Consider the following 15,439-nt stretch of genomic DNA (forward strand, 5'->3'; position numbering starts at 1 on the left):
TCAGGATGTCTACTCACTGCGTTGTGCACCGCAAGTGTACGGACCGGTGTTCGATGCGCTCGATTACATCGATAACATCGTCGACAAGGAAATCAATTCGGCCACCGATAATCCCTTGATATTCGGCAAAGAAGGTGGCGGCTTTGAAATCATTTCCGGCGGCAATTTCCATGGCCAATATCTGGCGCAGGCGATGGATTTGATGGCGATGGTGATGACGGATTTGGGTAGTATTTGCGAACGTCGCGTCGCTCGCCTGATCGATCCGACCTTGTCATGGGGCTTGCCGCGCAATCTGATGAGCGGCGTGCGTGGCGTTAATACCGGCTATCCGGTGGTGCAATGCTCGTTGAGTTCGCTGGTGATGGAAAACCGTACGCTGTGTATGCCCGGCAGCGTTGACAGTATTCCGGCCAAAGGCAATAGCGAAGATCACGTTTCCAATTCAACCTGGTGTGCCCGCAAGGCCGCCACAGTCGTGGCAAACACGCAATATATTATCGGCGTTGAAATGTTGCTAGCCGCACAAGCCCTGACGATGACCGAAACGTTGCTTCCAGACTTTGTATTGGGCCAAGGCACGCAAGCCGCCTACGAGGAAATCCGCCGCCAGATTCCGGCCTGCCTGGACGGTGACCGCTGGTTCCATGACGATATTCTGATGGCGCAGTCGTTTGTGGTCACCGGATCGGTACGTAATGCCGTGGTGGAGAAAATTGGGGCGTTTGTGTAGCTACCCAAGCAAGAAAATCGTTACCGCATGGCGTTTTACAACGCTGTGCGATAACGATTTTTTACTTTGTTGCTATCTAAAAATTCTGCGATCAGAAGCGATGGCGGATATTTCTGACCACGAGCGAAAGGGCTCGGCTATTTAAATGCCCTGTAAAAGTGGCCTTCAGAAGGGGTGTGTAGCGCGCCAGTGATTGGCGATGTCAATGCGGCGTGTGATCCAGACCTTGTCGTGGGATTGCACATAATCTAAAAAACGTTCCAGCGCTGCAGCCCGAGCCGGGCGCCCAACCATGCGGCAATGCAAACCGATTGATAGCATTTTGGGCTGGTTTAATCCTTCAGGATCGCCTTCTCTATAGAGAACGTCGAACGCGTCCTTCAGATAGTCAAAAAATTGCGTTCCGGAATTAAAACCTTGAGCGGCAGCAAAACGCATGTCGTTGGTATCCAACGTATAAGGAATGATGAGCTGAGGTTTTGTCGTCGCTTCGCCAGCATGGCCGCCGATGGTAACTTGCTCCCAAAAGGGCAGATCATCGCCATAGTTGTCTGAGTCATAGCTAAAACCGCCATGTTCCATGACCAATCTACGGGTATTGGGTGAGTCGCGTCCGGTATACCATCCCAGCGGTGCTTCGCCGGTCAACTGTTTGATGATGATGACTGCTTCGGCTATATGGGCACGTTCAGTGACTTCATCCATATTTTGATAGCTGATCCAGCGTAGGCCGTGACAGGCTATTTCATGGCCAAGTTCCTGAAAAGCGGCGGTTGCCTCCAGATTGCGTTGTAACGCGCGCGCGACACCAAAGATTGTCAGTGGTAACTTACGCTCCTCAAATAACCGTAGCAAACGCCATAATCCGGCGCGGGAACCGTATTCATACAACGATTCCATACTCATGTGGCGCGCCGGAAAGCTTTGAGCGCCAATGATTTCCGAGAGGAACGCTTCCGATCCTGCGTCGCCGTCCAGTACGCAATTTTCGCTGCCCTCTTCATAGTTGAGAACAAATTGCAAAGCGACGCGGGCTTGACCGGGCCATTGCGGGTGTGGGGGAGTGCGACCATAGCCGGTCAGATCACGAGGATAATTATTAGGCATACTCATAGCGTTTTTTTGTAAATATCTTTTATTAGGTGGCCTGTAATAACCTGGACGAATTTTTTTTACACTTCTATTGCACGCGCCCGTCAATTGTTGCACGGCGGTCCCATTGCTCGTTAGCGATGGAAGACAATATTTTGAATTATGTGGCCTGATGTCATGATTAATATATGCGGGATAGTATATTGACCTTCATCCTGCGGTATATCATTTAATCTGAATTTATATTTCGTCGTCGACCTAAGGAAAAATAATGGGGAAGTTGAGCACGCATGTTTTGGACATTACACAGGGAAAGCCCGGCGCAGGAGTCAGCATTGCGTTGTATTTCGTAAACGATAATGATAAAACACTGTTGAAAAATGTCGTCACGAATACCGATGGCCGCTGCGATGTGCCGTTGTTGCAGGGTGAAGAAATGCAAGTTGGACAATATGAGTTAATTTTTTCAGCAGGTGATTACTTTGCCGCCCAAGGAGTGACTGTGCCGACTCCACGCTTTGTTGATCGTGTCACGTTGGCATTCGGGATTGCGAATCCTGATGAGAATTATCACGTACCGTTGGTGGTGTCGCCGTGGTCCTACTCAACTTATCGTGGTAGTTGATTGAATTGACCATGTATGCCTGATATTTGGGCGTACATGGTATTGAATCAGGCCTTTCATCGATATCAATTCCGCTTTCTCTGCCTGCTATGTTAGCTCAGGCGGGTGGTCACCAATGCTAATAACCAATAACATCTGCAATTCAACAACCCTCTTACAAAAGCTTGTGTTAAACTCTGCGCAATATCTTTTGGAAAAATAGTCCCGCAGGTTTTAAAATTGCCGACTACCCGAAAGAAAAGAGTAGACTGATGCAAGGCAAGCGATGATCTCGCCTCACCATCAAGTTTCTAGTCCCGCCCAATTCTGTACCTCCTCTAACGGGCGCCGGACGGCAGTATCAACGAGTTTCGATTTGATCAGGACGCAGACGGCACATTGCCGTCTTTGAGCCTACATTCTGCACATTTATTAACAAATTTAACGAATACACGTCGTACATGGATATTGTTGAGGCCAAGAAAGTCCTCGAGACAGCGCTACTCTGTGCCCATGAGCCCTTGTCAATTAATGACTTGAAGAAGCTCTATGTGGTGCATGACGACGTTGACGGTGAAGTCGATGCAAACACGATCAAATTGATGCTGGAAGAACTGCGCACAGATTGGTCGGACAAAGGTATTGAAGTAGTTTCACTGTCAACCGGTTGGCGTTTTCAAAGCCGACCAGAGATGAAGATTTATCTGGAGCGTATGAATCCGGAGAAGCCACCCAAATACTCACGTGCTGCCCTTGAAACCCTAGCTATTATTGCCTATCGTCAGCCAGTGACGCGTGGCGATATTGAAGAGATTCGCGGAGTGACGGTAAATTCTCAGACTGTGAAAATGCTCGAAGAGCGTGGTTGGATTGAGCCAATCGGTTACCGTGATGTACCGGGCCGCCCCGGCTTATTTGCCACGACTAAACAGTTTTTGGATGATCTGGGGCTGACATCCCTGGATCAATTGCCGCCTTTGCAACAAGTCGCTAAAAATGATATGCAGGAAGGCACTTTGCTGGAACTGCAGGCATTAGAAGCGGATCTTGAAGCAAATCTGGCAGCAAACCGCGATGCACCGGTGCGTGCTGAAACCGTTGAATCAGTTAGTAACAGCGCGCCTGGGAGCGTGGTCGAATCTGCGGAAGTTAAGGGCGACCAAGACAACTTTTCGCATGATCTAGTGAACGATATTGAGCAGAACAGCATCTCAACAGCACTGATTGATCCGATCGAGGCGTCTGGCAACCACATTGCGGCAGTCATAGAAATACAAGAAGCAACTCCTAAACATGCGGCAGAAGCGGGCGTTACGGAAGTTATCTCAGATGAACTCGCACATATACAGCCGGCTGAATTATCAGTTGCACCTAATGAAGTTTTTACCAACGACCCAACGCCTGAGTCAGCTGATGATGTCAAGCCCGGTCCGTACAACGACGATCTAAATAATGAATCCACCTAGTTCCAATGATGCGCCGATGAACGACGCTACCGCTACCACCCCCGAGTCGAAGCCGGCTAAAAAGCCGAGAGCGCGCAAAGTGGCGCCCATTGAGGCACCATCGACGGTGGAGGTAACCGCTAAATCAACAGCCGCGAAACCGGCCATCAAGAAAACTTCCGCTGCGAAAGCAGCGAGCCCGAAGGCAAAGGTTGTGGCCGCGGTTGCCGAGCCAGTCGCTGCCAAGCCAGTTGCCAGAAAAACTGCAGCGGCAAAGACGGTTGCTGCGGTTGCTGCGCCTATATCGCCAAAGCCAGTTGCTGCGAAAACCAAAGTCGCCAAGCCGATTGCCGTTAAAGCCGCCGTTAAAGCTGCCGTTGTAGCTGCTGTAGAGCCAGCAAAAGCGCCAACCAAGCCGGTTGTGGCAAAGAGCACTGTTGCCGAGGCAGTCGTTGTTAAACCAGTGATTGCTAAACCTCCCGCACAGCCTCCTGTGGCAAAAAACGTAGTTGAAGTGGCTCCTGAAGTGGCTCTAGTTAAGCGCGCACCTCGCAAGAAGCCGGCGCCAAAAGAACTCGTCATTGAAGTCGCTCCAGAAACCTTTACGGTCGCAAAACGACCGCGCAAGCCAACTCCACAGAAGCCGGCGTTCATCATTGAGGCAATAGCCTCAGCGCCATCGATAAATAGTGTGACTGTAAGTGCGTCGGCGGCGTTTGTACCAGTTGCTTCACCACTGGATGTTAATCCTACTGACAAGCCACCCCGACGTGGTGTGCGTGGACCGCGTGCTCTGCGTAGTAATCGTGCCGCACGTGCACAAGAACTGGCTGCTCAAACGCCTGCGGTACCTTACTCAAAGCCGACACCAGCGCCTGAAGGCTCTGAGTTTTCAGAGGCTTCCGAGCCAAACGGAAATCGTGAACTGCCCGCGAACGCTACGAATTCGCCACGTGGTGAACGTAATTCAGACCGCAATCCGCGTGCCGGTGGTCGCAACGAAGGCCGCACGCCTGGTCGCGACGGCCGTAACGGTAATAGCCTCAATAGTACAAACTCACGTGATCGCCAGCAAGCTAAGAAGCCACACAATCAGCCGGGTCGTCCAGGTCAAAAAGGGCCGCAAGGCGCTCCGCGTGTCGCTGATGCGGATGAAGTGTTTTCGTTTGTTACATCGGAAGATTTCGATGATTTGGTGACCGAAGATGAGGCCGGTGAACGTGCTGGTCGCAATGCCCCTCAAAAAAATGTGCGTCGTGATCTCACTGCTGAAGACGATGCGCCGAAGCTTCACAAAGTTCTGGCTGACGTAGGTTTGGGTTCGCGTCGCGATATGGAAGAGTTGATTATCGCTGGCCGCGTTTCGGTCAACGGCGAACCTGCCCATATCGGGCAGCGTATCTTGCCAACTGATCAAGTACGTATTAATGGTAAGTTGTTACAACGTAAAGTTTCAAAACGTCCACCCCGGGTTTTGGTCTATCACAAGCCATCAGGTGAAATCGTCAGTCATAACGATCCAGACGGGCGCCCATCGGTATTTGATCGCTTGCCCAACATGAAGGCCGCCAAATGGCTGGCTGTTGGTCGACTCGATTTCAATACTGAAGGATTATTGCTATTCACGACTTCCGGCGATTTAGCCAATAAATTGATGCATCCACGCTACAACATTGACCGGGAGTACGCAGTACGTACGCTTGGTGAGTTAGAGCAAGGTATGCGCCAGAAATTACTGGCAGGCGTTCAGCTCGACGACGGTACAGCGCAGTTTTCGAAGATTGCTGATGGCGGCGGCGAAGGAATCAACAAATGGTATCGCGTGACGATCGGCGAAGGCCGTAACCGCGAAGTACGTCGGATGTTCGAAGCAATTGGTTTAACTGTTTCCCGCCTGATTCGTACCCGTTACGGCGCGATGACATTGCCGCGTGGTTTAAAACGCGGTCGATGGGAAGAGCTGGACGAAAATGCTGTGCGAGCGATGATGGCCGCTAACGGCTTGGAAAAAATAGCCGCACCGGGCGCTGGCAATAAGGGGCGCGACGACGCAAGAGAGCGTGATCGTGAGCCAAACGGGAACCGTGCCAGTAGCAGCTATCCGACTAATCCAGGCCAAGGCCCAGGATTTAACCGCGCCCCAAGTCAAGGTCAAGGTTACGGACAACCGCGCCAAAATCAGGGTCGTGGTCCAAATCAAGGTCAGGGCGGTCAGAGTGGACAAGGCTCTGGCCAAGGTGGACGTCCTCCGCAAGGTCAGCGTAGTCGCCAGCCGGATCCAATGCAAACGGCATTAGGTTTTCCAGACGCAGGACAGAGACGCAACAACAACTCACGTCCTGCCCGTCCTCCTGGTGGCAGAACGCCGGGTGCGGATTATCAAGGTGTACCCGGTTCGCCGCGTCGCCGTCCGCGGTAAGCACTTATCCCGCTAGCGTGCGATGAGCGCCTGGTGGGATGTTTTTCGTTAAGTGCAAGTGAGAAAGTCAGACCAAAATCCGAATCGTTGAAAGTTTCGATTTGACAACGGTTGAAACGATGTAAAAATATGGGTTAGCAACAAAAGACGGTTTCCACATTGCGGGAACCGTGCTAATCGCTTATAATTTATAGGTTAACAAAAGTCTTTTCGCATATTAGCGCGAAAGGCTGCATCAAATAACAAGAAATAAGAAGATGGGCTGATGCCCATTTTTTTTTTGCTAAACATTTGTGCATGGGTTTAATTTGATGGTATGCGTAGCTATTTAATGGAGAGTCGCCTTGCAGTTGCTGGAACTGATTGAAAAAACCGTTGTAGGCATGGACTACGAGTTGGTAGAGCTTGAAAAGGCCGCAGGTGGTTTACTGCGCGTGTTCATCGACATTACGCCCGAAAACGCCGAGCAAGGTGCGATCACGGTCGAAGACTGTGAAAAAGTAACGCATCAATTGCTGCACGTGTTGACAGTTGAAAATATTGTCTACGAGCGGCTTGAAGTGTCTTCGCCAGGCTTGGATCGTCCGTTAAAAAAATATTCCGACTATCTCCGTTTCGCTGGCAAAGAAGTGATCATCAAGTTGTGTTTGCCGATGCCCGGCGCTGCACATCGGAAGACATTTCAAGGTATTTTGCAGATACCGGATGGCGATAATCTAAAACTCGAATTTGAAGCAAACGATGGGTCGTCAGCGGTGCTGGATTTTACGCTCGCTGATGTCGACAAGGCACGCTTGGTGCCGCAGGTGAATTTTAGGAGTCGCAAAGCATGAGTCGCGAAATTTTATTGTTGGTCGATGCGCTCGCGCATGAAAAAAACGTCGACCGAGACGTGGTGTTCGGCGCGCTCGAGCATGCACTTGGTCAGGCGACTAAAAAGCGTTACGAAGGTGACGTGGATATTCGTGTGTCGATTGATCGCGAAACCGGTGAATTTGAGTCATTCCGTCGTTGGCACGTCGTGCCGGATGAAGCAGGTTTGCAATTGCCCGATCAGGAAATTTTGCTGTTCGAAGCAAAAGAGCAAATCGAAGACGTAGAAGTCGATGACCATATTGAAGAGCCGATTGAATCGGTTGATTTTGGCCGTCGTTTCGCACAGGATACCAAGCAAGTTGTTTTGCAGCGCATACGTGACGCCGAGCGTGAGCAAATTCTTGCCGACTTTCTGGAGCGCGGAGATTCTTTAGTCACTGGCACCATCAAGCGCATGGAGCGTGGCGATGCAATTGTTGAATCGGGCAAGATTGAAGCGCGTCTGCCACGTGATCAGACAATTCCTAAGGAAAACCTGCGTATCGGTGATCGTGTCCGTGCTTTCATTTTGCGGATTGATCGCAATGCACGCGGCCCGCAAGTGATTCTTTCACGTACCGCGCCGGATTTCATTAAAAAATTGTTCGAACTTGAAGTGCCTGAGATCGAGCAAGGTTCTCTCGAAGTTAAGTCGGCTGCACGCGATCCCGGCGTTCGCGCCAAGATTGCTGTTTATACAAGCGATAGCCGGATTGATCCAATCGGTACCTGTGTTGGTATGCGTGGTTCACGCGTACAAGCCGTCACTGGTGAACTCGGTGGCGAGCGTGTCGATATTGTGTTGTGGTCTGAAGATCCTGCGCAATTCGTCATTGGCGCACTGGCTCCGGCTAACGTCTCGTCGATCGTGGTAGATGAAGAAAAACACGCGATGGACGTTGTTGTTGACGCAGAAAATCTCGCTATCGCAATTGGTCGCGGTGGTCAGAATGTGCGGCTGGCAGCAGAGTTGACTGGTTGGCAGATTAACATTATGACTGCTGAAGAGTCAGCGGATAAGTCGGCTGTTGAAACCGCAGCAGTCCGTGCGCTCTTCATGGAAAAGCTTGATGTCGATCAGGAAGTTGCTGACATTCTGGTGGAAGAGGGTTTTGCCAGCCTTGAAGAAATCGCTTATGTGCCGATTACCGAAATGCTGGAAATCGAATCGTTTGACGAAGAAACTGTCAATGAATTGCGTAACCGTGCGCGCGATGCATTGGTGACCGAAGCGATTGCCTCGGAAGAAGGCCTGGAAGGCATGGAAGATGCGCTGGCCAATTTTGATGGCATGGACCGTGTTGTTGCTGGTAAGTTGGGCTTGGCAGGTATCAAGACTCTGGCTGGCTTCACTGGTCTTGCGTATGACGAATTTGGCGCGATTTTGGCTCTGCCTACTGACCGTGCCCGTCAATTGATTAAAGAAGAATTTAAAGATGTGACCGACGATGAGATGAAACTTATCGATGCCAAGTATGATGATCGTGCTAAAGCCTTACAGGCTAAAGCATGGAATACCGCGGAAGCCAAGTGATCCGCGAGGTTCCAATGTCGTCTACCGCGCCACATAGAAAAGAGGACTGAATGGCGAGTAACAATGTAGCCCAATTTGCCACCGAGCTAAAGATGCCTGCAGATTTGTTGTTGACGCAGTTGCGTTCAGCAGGTGTCTCTAAAGATTCGACTGATGATTCCTTGTCAAAAGAAGACAAGGATCGTTTGTTGGAACATCTGCGCCGTTCGCACGGCGCAGTGACCGTTGGCGAGAAAAAGAAAATAACGCTGACCCGCAAGGAAACCACAGAAATCAAGCAGGCTGATGCGACAGGAAAATCGCGCACCATCCAGGTTGAGGTCCGTAAGAAGCGTACTTTCGTTCAGCGCGATGACCCTGCGGCGGAAACGCCTGAGGTTTCAGCTGAGCCTGTTGCCGCAGTGGTTGATGAAGCAGAACTGGCGCGTCGTGCAGACGAAGCGCGTCGGCATGCTGAATTAATGGCGCGTCAAGAAGTAGAGCTGCGTGAAAAGCAGGAGCATTTGGCAAAACTCGAAGCCGAGAAAGAAGCCCAGGCAAAAGCTGCGCAAAAAGCCGAAAGTGATGCAAAAAAGATCGAAAGCGAAGCCAAAAAGGCTGAGATAGACGCCAAAAAAGCTGCTGTTGCGGCTGCGCCTGTTGCTGCATCTTCTACACCGACTCCGGCGCCAGTGAAAACTGCTGACGATGCTGAGATGGAAGAAAAGAAGCGCTTAGCTGCTGAAGACGCGAAGAAGAAAGTGGCGGAAGCCGCGAAGGAAGCTGCAGAAAAATCGGCTGCAACTGAGCGCGCCCGTAAAGCGGTGCAAGATGAAGTTGCGCAGATCAAGGCGATGATGAATGCGCCGCGTCGCGTCATCAAGGCTCCTGAACCTGTCGCTCCTCCAGTTGTTGTCAAAGCTGCACCAGCTGGAACGCTACACAAGCCTGCGGATAAGAAACCAAGCGAGAAAAAAGACGACAAGAAAGTTGTTGTCGACAAGAAATCGATTAAGTCTGCAAATGTTTCCTCGACTTGGTCTGACGACGCGAAAAAACGCGGCGCTGGTATCAAGACGCGTGGTAACACTGGCGGCGGTCGCGATGGTTGGCGCAGTGGTGGTAAGGGACGTCGTAATTCACATAGTGATGATCACGAAACGAACTTCCAGGTGCCGACTGAAGCGGTGGTGAAGGACGTTTATGTTCCTGAAACCATTACCGTTGCTGAGCTGGCCCACAAAATGGCAGTGAAAGCATCGGAAGTCATTAAGCATCTGATGAAGCTTGGTCAAATGGTCACCATTAACCAAGTGCTGGATCAGGAAACTTCCATGATTTTAGTGGAAGAAATGGGCCATACGGCACATGCAGCCAAAGAAGACGATCCAGAAGCATTGCTGGTGGATGGTGAAGAGCAGGCAGATGCAGAACTGGTGTCTCGTGCCCCAGTCGTGACTGTCATGGGTCACGTTGACCATGGTAAAACTTCGCTGTTGGATTACATTCGTCGTTCTAAAGTGGCATCTGGCGAAGCCGGTGGAATTACGCAACATATCGGTGCGTACCACGTTGAGACGCCAGGCGGTATGATTACCTTCCTGGATACGCCAGGCCATGAAGCATTTACGGCCATGCGTGCACGTGGTGCAAAAGCAACCGATATCGTGATTCTGGTAGTTGCTGGTGACGATGGCGTGATGCCGCAAACGAAAGAGGCGATTGCCCATGCGAAAGCAGCTGGCGTGCCGCTCGTCGTAGCCGTTACCAAGATTGATAAGCCAGGTGCCAATATGGATCGGGTCAAGCAAGAACTGATCGCCGAACAAGTTGTGCCTGAAGAATACGGCGGAGACGCGCCTTTTGTTGGCGTTTCAGCTAAGACCGGTGAAGGTATTGAAGCCTTGCTGGAACAGGTTCTGCTACAGGCAGAAGTGTTGGAACTGAAAGCACCGATCACCACAGCAGCACGTGGTCTGGTGGTTGAGGCACGACTCGATAAAGGTCGCGGTCCAGTGGCAACTATTTTGGTTCAGTCCGGTACATTGAAACGTGGTGACGTAGTTCTGGCTGGTTCAGCCTACGGACGTGTTCGCGCCATGCTAGACGAAAACGGTAAAGCAATTAGCGAAGCGGGTCCTTCGATTCCTGTCGAAATTCAGGGTTTAACCGAAGTGCCGGTTGCGGGTGAAGAAGTGATGGTCATGGTCGATGAACGCAAAGCGCGTGAAATCGGTCTGTTCCGTCAAGGTAAATTCCGCGACGTTAAGTTGGCTAAGCAACAAGCTGCCAAGCTGGAAAACATGTTCGATCAGATGGCCGAAGGCGAAGTCAAGAATCTGCCGATGATCATCAAGACCGACGTTCAGGGTTCGCAAGAGGCGTTGGTGCAGTCCTTGCAAAAACTGTCGACCAGCGAAGTACGGGTTCAGGTTGTACACGCTGCAGTGGGTGGTATCACCGAGTCCGATGTCAACTTGGCGTTGGCTTCGAAAGCAGTCATCATTGGCTTTAACGTCCGTGCTGATGCACAGGCGCGCAAGATGGCAGAAGCCAATGGCGTTGATCTACGTTACTACAACATCATTTATGACGCTGTAGATGAGATCAAAGCGGCGATGTCTGGCATGTTGTCGCCAGAGAAGCGTGAGCAATCATTGGGTCTGGTCGAAATTCGCCAGGTTCTGTTGGTCAGCAAAGTTGGCGCAATTGCGGGTTGCTATGTACTCGAAGGCTTGGTCAAGCGTGGCGCATCAGTACGATTGTTGCGCGACAGCGTGGTCTTGTGGACCGGGGAACTGGATTCACTGAAGCGCTTCAAAGACGATGTTAAAGAAGTCAAGTTTGGCTTTGAGTGTGGTCTGACTCTGAAGAACTTTAACGATATCAAAGAAGGCGATCAACTCGAAATCTTTGAAGTCGAAGAAATTGCACGGACGCTGTAACTTTAAGCGTCAGGTACAGATGCAGCATGCACATGAAAGTGTGCATGCATTAGCATAAATGATTTAAATCAGGGAAATCGGGCTTCGTGCCCGATTTCCTTTTGGTGTATTCTGGAAGTTAAACAGTTTTAAAGTAGTCCATCAGTGAAAGCTACGGCTAAGTAAAGAGATATGGCTAAACATAGTAAATCCATCCCCGGACGCGGATTGCGGGTCGCCGACCAGATTCAACGCGATTTGTCGGAAATCATCGTGTTCGAATTAAAAGATCCGCGTGTCGGAATGATCACCATCACTGAAGTGCAAGTGACGGCTGATTACGCGCATGCGAAAGTCTTTTTCACCATGCTGAATGATGATCCTGAAGCAATTCGCCTGACGGTGGCTGGCTTGACGCAAGCGGCTGGATTCCTGCGGAATCAACTAGGTCGACGGTTGACAATTCATACATTGCCGGCATTACATTTTCACCACGATAATTCGACTGCACGCGGTGCCCAAATGTCACAGCTGATCGCATTGGCGAACGCAACACGGGCTAAGGATGACGGCGAAGACTGAGGTCCTTCCAAGGATTTCTCTTTACTGTCAGCTCTGTTCGTAACAAGGATTTAGTGATGCTAGGCTTAATATAGGTTTAATAGCTTATGCATATTTGATGAGACAAGGTTTTTAAGCGCCGACTCAGGTGTGAGCGCGCACTTCAAACCGCGATATTGTTACTCATTAAGCAATCCTAACTAAATAAGTATTACCACCTTCAAAGTACATTCCCTTATGGCGTCAACCTCGCCCAAAAGAATTCGCGTGCCTCTCAATGGCGTTTTGTTGCTTGATAAAGCAGTAGGATGGTCAAGCAACGATGCGCTGATCAAAGCCAAGCGGTTAATGAATGCGACAAAAGCAGGTCATACCGGCACGCTTGATCCATTTGCGACTGGCGTTTTGCCATTGTGTTTTGGCGAAGCGACAAAGTTTGCTCAAGACCTGTTGGATGCTGACAAGACATACGAAGCCGTGATCCATCTGGGCTTGACGACCGCCACCGGGGACACCGAAGGCGATGTATTAGAGACCCGCGATGTGGAGGTGACGCGTGAGAAAATTGATGCCGCGCTGGCACAATTTCGCGGCGATATCAAACAAGTTCCACCGATGTATTCAGCGCTTAAGCGCGATGGAAAACCGTTATACGAATACGCCCGCGCCGGTATTACATTAGAGCGTGAAGCGCGTGACGTAACGATCCATCTACTTGAGTTTATCGATTATCAAGCGCCATATTTGAGTGTCCGTGTGGTCTGCAGCAAAGGTACTTATATTCGCGTTTTAGGCGAAGAAATTGGTGCCGTTCTGGGTTGCGGTGCGCATTTAAACGCATTGCGACGGACACAAGTTGGGCATTTAACATTGTCGGGTTGCCTTACTTTGGAGACGTTGACTGCAATACCCGAGGATGAGCGGGCGGCATTGCTGGCTTCCGTGGATAGTCTTTTACTGACATTTCCAGAGGTGGTATTGACCGAGCCATTGGCGCAGCGGTTTTTGCAAGGGCAACGTCTGACGCTGGATAAAGAAGGCGTTTTGCCTCCAGCGCAAATAGGGCGCGTACGGGTTTATCGCGAGTACGCGCATACTGCGGAAATAACCGATGGGACGTTGCGGCAATTGTTAGGTACTGCGCAATTTCACGACTACGGTGTACTGGCGCCAGAGCGATTGGTGTCGACAGCATTACCAAAATAGTCATCTTTAAATTGTGGTCTGGTTTTATAGACATTGTATTTCTGAAAAAATAAAGCAAAACTACACATCCCAACCCTTTGAAATCAGAAGGCTTTTGGTGGTTTTGCACTGCATCATGTTATAATACTGGGTCTCCCGAATTCCGTTGCATTTTCCAGGCCTCTCAGGGTTTGTACTGCGCGGGCTTTTACCGCGCACTTGCTGCGTTAATTACCGAATTCCTTACTGAATTCCTCTATATCCATAACAATATGTCAAACACAAAACGCGCTATCCGCAACATTGCCATTATTGCTCACGTCGATCATGGTAAAACCACGTTGGTTGACCAACTTTTGCGTCAATCCGGTACTTTCCGCGACAATCAGCACGTTGATGCGCGCGTCATGGATTCGAACGATATTGAAAAAGAGCGCGGCATCACGATTTTGTCGAAAAATTGCGCTGTCGAATACGAAGGCACGCATATCAACATCGTTGATACCCCAGGCCATGCCGACTTCGGTGGTGAAGTCGAGCGCGTGCTGTCAATGGTTGACAGCGTATTGCTGTTGGTGGATGCGTCTGAAGGACCAATGCCACAAACGCGTTTCGTTACGCGTAAAGCGCTGGAACTGGGCCTCAAGCCGATCGTTGTCATCAATAAAATTGACCGTCCTACTGCGCGTGCCGAGTGGGCCATCAACGCGACTTTTGAACTATTCGACAAGCTGGGTGCAACTGAAGAGCAACTTGACTTCCCAGTCGTCTATGCTTCGGCCCTGAACGGTTACGCCAGCCTGGACCCAACTGTACGCGAAGGCACGATGACACCATTGTTCGACGCGGTGTTAGAGCACGTTCCTGCACGCGAAGACGATCCGGATGGTCCGTTGCAACTACAAATTACGTCGCTGGAATATTCGTCTTACGTTGGTAAGATCGGCGTTGGTCGCATCTTGAGCGGACGCGTCAGAGCGTTGCAAGATGTTGTTCTTTTAAATGGTCCTGATGACAAGCCGACCCGCGCCCGTATCAATCAGGTACTGACGTTCAAAGGTCTGGACCGTGTACTGGTTGACGAAGCATTGGCTGGTGATATTGTCCTGATCAATGGTATCGAAGAGATCGGTATCGGTACGACAATTTGTGCTCCGGATGCGCCTAAAGGTTTGCCGATGCTAAAAGTGGATGAGCCGACCTTGACGATGAATTTCATGGTCAATAACTCACCATTGGCAGGACGTGAAGGTAAGTTTGTGACGACACGTCAGATTCGTGATCGTCTGGACCGTGAATTGAAGGGTAACATGGCATTACGTGTTGTCCCGGCTGAAAACGACGATTCGACCTATGAAGTATCAGGTCGCGGCGAATTGCATCTGACGATTCTGATCGAAAACATGCGTCGCGAAGGTTTCGAGCTGGCTGTTTCGCGTCCTCGCGTTGTCTACAAAATGGTTGATGGTGTTCGTCAAGAGCCGTATGAAAACCTGACCGTCGATGTCGAAGAAGCAAACCAGGGCGGCGTCATGGAAGAGTTGGGTCGTCGTCGTGGTGATTTGCAAAACATGGAACCGGATGGCAAAGGTCGCGTACGTCTTGAATACCGTATTCCTGCACGTGGTCTGATCGGTTTCCAAGGCGAATTCATGACATTGACACGCGGCACTGGCTTGATGAGTCACGTGTTTGATGAATACGCACCAGTTGACAATACCAAGGCTGAATTGGGCGGTCGTCGCAATGGCGTATTGGTTTCACAAGACGATGGCGCAGCCGTTGCTTACGCTATCTGGAAACTGCAAGAGCGTGGTCGTATGTTCGTTAGCCACAATGATCCAGTGTATGAAGGCATGATCATTGGTATTCACTCACGTGACAATGATCTGGTCGTTAATCCGATCAAGGGCAAGCAACTGACTAACGTGCGATCATCAGGTACTGATGAAGCGGTGCGTCTGGTAACGCCGATCCAAATGTCTTTGGAATACGCGGTTGAATTTATTGAAGATGACGAATTGGTTGAAGTGACACCGAAGAGTATTCGTTTGCGCAAACGTCATTTGAAAGAAACAGACCGTAAGAAAGCATCGCGCGATTCTTGA

At 50.4% G+C, this 15,439-nt stretch carries 11 protein-coding genes; 10 read left to right on the forward strand and 1 reads right to left on the reverse strand.

Features of this window, described 5'->3' with window-relative positions:
* A partial coding sequence (locus QN379_RS13135; protein WP_323506825.1) for an aromatic amino acid ammonia-lyase occupies positions 1 to 733 on the forward strand: 733 nt, incomplete at its 5' end.
* 165 nt (positions 734 to 898) lie between these two features.
* On the opposite strand, the gene puuE is transcribed toward QN379_RS13135, so the two are convergent.
* Positions 899 to 1,846 carry an allantoinase PuuE gene (gene puuE, locus QN379_RS13140; RefSeq protein WP_323506826.1) on the reverse strand — a complete coding sequence of 316 codons (948 nt, stop codon included), beginning with the start codon at positions 1,844 to 1,846 and terminating at the stop codon, positions 899 to 901.
* 250 nt (positions 1,847 to 2,096) lie between these two features.
* On the opposite strand from puuE, the gene uraH reads away from it, so the two are divergent.
* From uraH to typA, 9 genes are all read left to right on the forward strand, one after another.
* Positions 2,097 to 2,450: a hydroxyisourate hydrolase gene (gene uraH, locus QN379_RS13145; RefSeq protein ID WP_322236678.1), complete on the forward strand. Its 354-nt coding sequence runs from the start codon at positions 2,097 to 2,099 to the stop codon at positions 2,448 to 2,450.
* A 440-nt stretch (positions 2,451 to 2,890) separates the two neighbouring features.
* The gene (gene scpB / locus QN379_RS13150) at positions 2,891 to 3,895 is read left to right on the forward strand and encodes an SMC-Scp complex subunit ScpB (RefSeq protein ID WP_322236680.1); all 1,005 of its coding nucleotides are present in this window, start codon (positions 2,891 to 2,893) and stop codon (positions 3,893 to 3,895) included.
* A complete protein-coding gene (gene rluB, locus QN379_RS13155) occupies positions 3,882 to 6,293 on the forward strand; it encodes a 23S rRNA pseudouridine(2605) synthase RluB (protein ID WP_322236682.1) in 2,412 nt (803 codons plus the stop codon). The genes scpB and rluB overlap by 14 nt, the downstream gene beginning before the upstream one ends.
* Before the next feature lie 344 nt (positions 6,294 to 6,637).
* Positions 6,638 to 7,126: a ribosome maturation factor RimP gene (gene rimP, locus QN379_RS13160; RefSeq protein WP_322236684.1), complete on the forward strand. Its 489-nt coding sequence runs from the start codon at positions 6,638 to 6,640 to the stop codon at positions 7,124 to 7,126.
* On the forward strand, positions 7,123 to 8,682 hold the full coding sequence (gene nusA, locus QN379_RS13165) for a transcription termination factor NusA (protein ID WP_322236686.1): 1,560 nt from the start codon (positions 7,123 to 7,125) through the stop codon (positions 8,680 to 8,682). The genes rimP and nusA overlap by 4 nt, the downstream gene beginning before the upstream one ends.
* Positions 8,683 to 8,732: 50 nt before the next feature.
* Positions 8,733 to 11,606 carry a translation initiation factor IF-2 gene (gene infB, locus QN379_RS13170; RefSeq protein ID WP_323506827.1) on the forward strand — a complete coding sequence of 958 codons (2,874 nt, stop codon included), beginning with the start codon at positions 8,733 to 8,735 and terminating at the stop codon, positions 11,604 to 11,606.
* Positions 11,607 to 11,777: 171 nt separating this feature from the next.
* Positions 11,778 to 12,167, forward strand: a complete 390-nt coding sequence (rbfA, locus tag QN379_RS13175; RefSeq protein WP_205319526.1) for a 30S ribosome-binding factor RbfA — start codon at positions 11,778 to 11,780, stop codon at positions 12,165 to 12,167.
* Between the two features lie 216 nt (positions 12,168 to 12,383).
* Positions 12,384 to 13,352 (forward strand): tRNA pseudouridine(55) synthase TruB, encoded by a 969-nt coding sequence (gene truB / locus QN379_RS13180; RefSeq protein WP_322236690.1) that lies wholly within the window; start codon positions 12,384 to 12,386, stop codon positions 13,350 to 13,352.
* A 251-nt stretch (positions 13,353 to 13,603) separates the two neighbouring features.
* Entirely contained in the window at positions 13,604 to 15,439 is a 1,836-nt protein-coding gene (gene typA, locus QN379_RS13185) for a translational GTPase TypA (protein WP_322236692.1), read from the forward strand.

It is taken from the genome of Glaciimonas sp. Gout2, assembly GCF_035018905.1.
GTDB lineage: Bacteria > Pseudomonadota > Gammaproteobacteria > Burkholderiales > Burkholderiaceae_D > Glaciimonas.

Excerpts from the sequence above, each read along its gene's own strand:
- truB (WP_322236690.1), top strand. The coding sequence starts at position 12,384 with ATGGCGTCAACCTCGCCCAAAAGAATTCGCGTGCCTCTCAATGGCGTT.
- uraH (WP_322236678.1), top strand. The coding sequence starts at position 2,097 with ATGGGGAAGTTGAGCACGCATGTTTTGGACATTACACAGGGAAAGCCC.
- typA (WP_322236692.1), top strand. The coding sequence starts at position 13,604 with ATGTCAAACACAAAACGCGCTATCCGCAACATTGCCATTATTGCTCAC.
- scpB (WP_322236680.1), top strand. The coding sequence starts at position 2,891 with ATGGATATTGTTGAGGCCAAGAAAGTCCTCGAGACAGCGCTACTCTGT.
- infB (WP_323506827.1), top strand. The coding sequence starts at position 8,733 with ATGGCGAGTAACAATGTAGCCCAATTTGCCACCGAGCTAAAGATGCCT.
- rbfA (WP_205319526.1), top strand. The coding sequence starts at position 11,778 with ATGGCTAAACATAGTAAATCCATCCCCGGACGCGGATTGCGGGTCGCC.
- puuE (WP_323506826.1), bottom strand. The coding sequence starts at position 1,846 with ATGAGTATGCCTAATAATTATCCTCGTGATCTGACCGGCTATGGTCGC.
- nusA (WP_322236686.1), top strand. The coding sequence starts at position 7,123 with ATGAGTCGCGAAATTTTATTGTTGGTCGATGCGCTCGCGCATGAAAAA.
- rluB (WP_322236682.1), top strand. The coding sequence starts at position 3,882 with ATGAATCCACCTAGTTCCAATGATGCGCCGATGAACGACGCTACCGCT.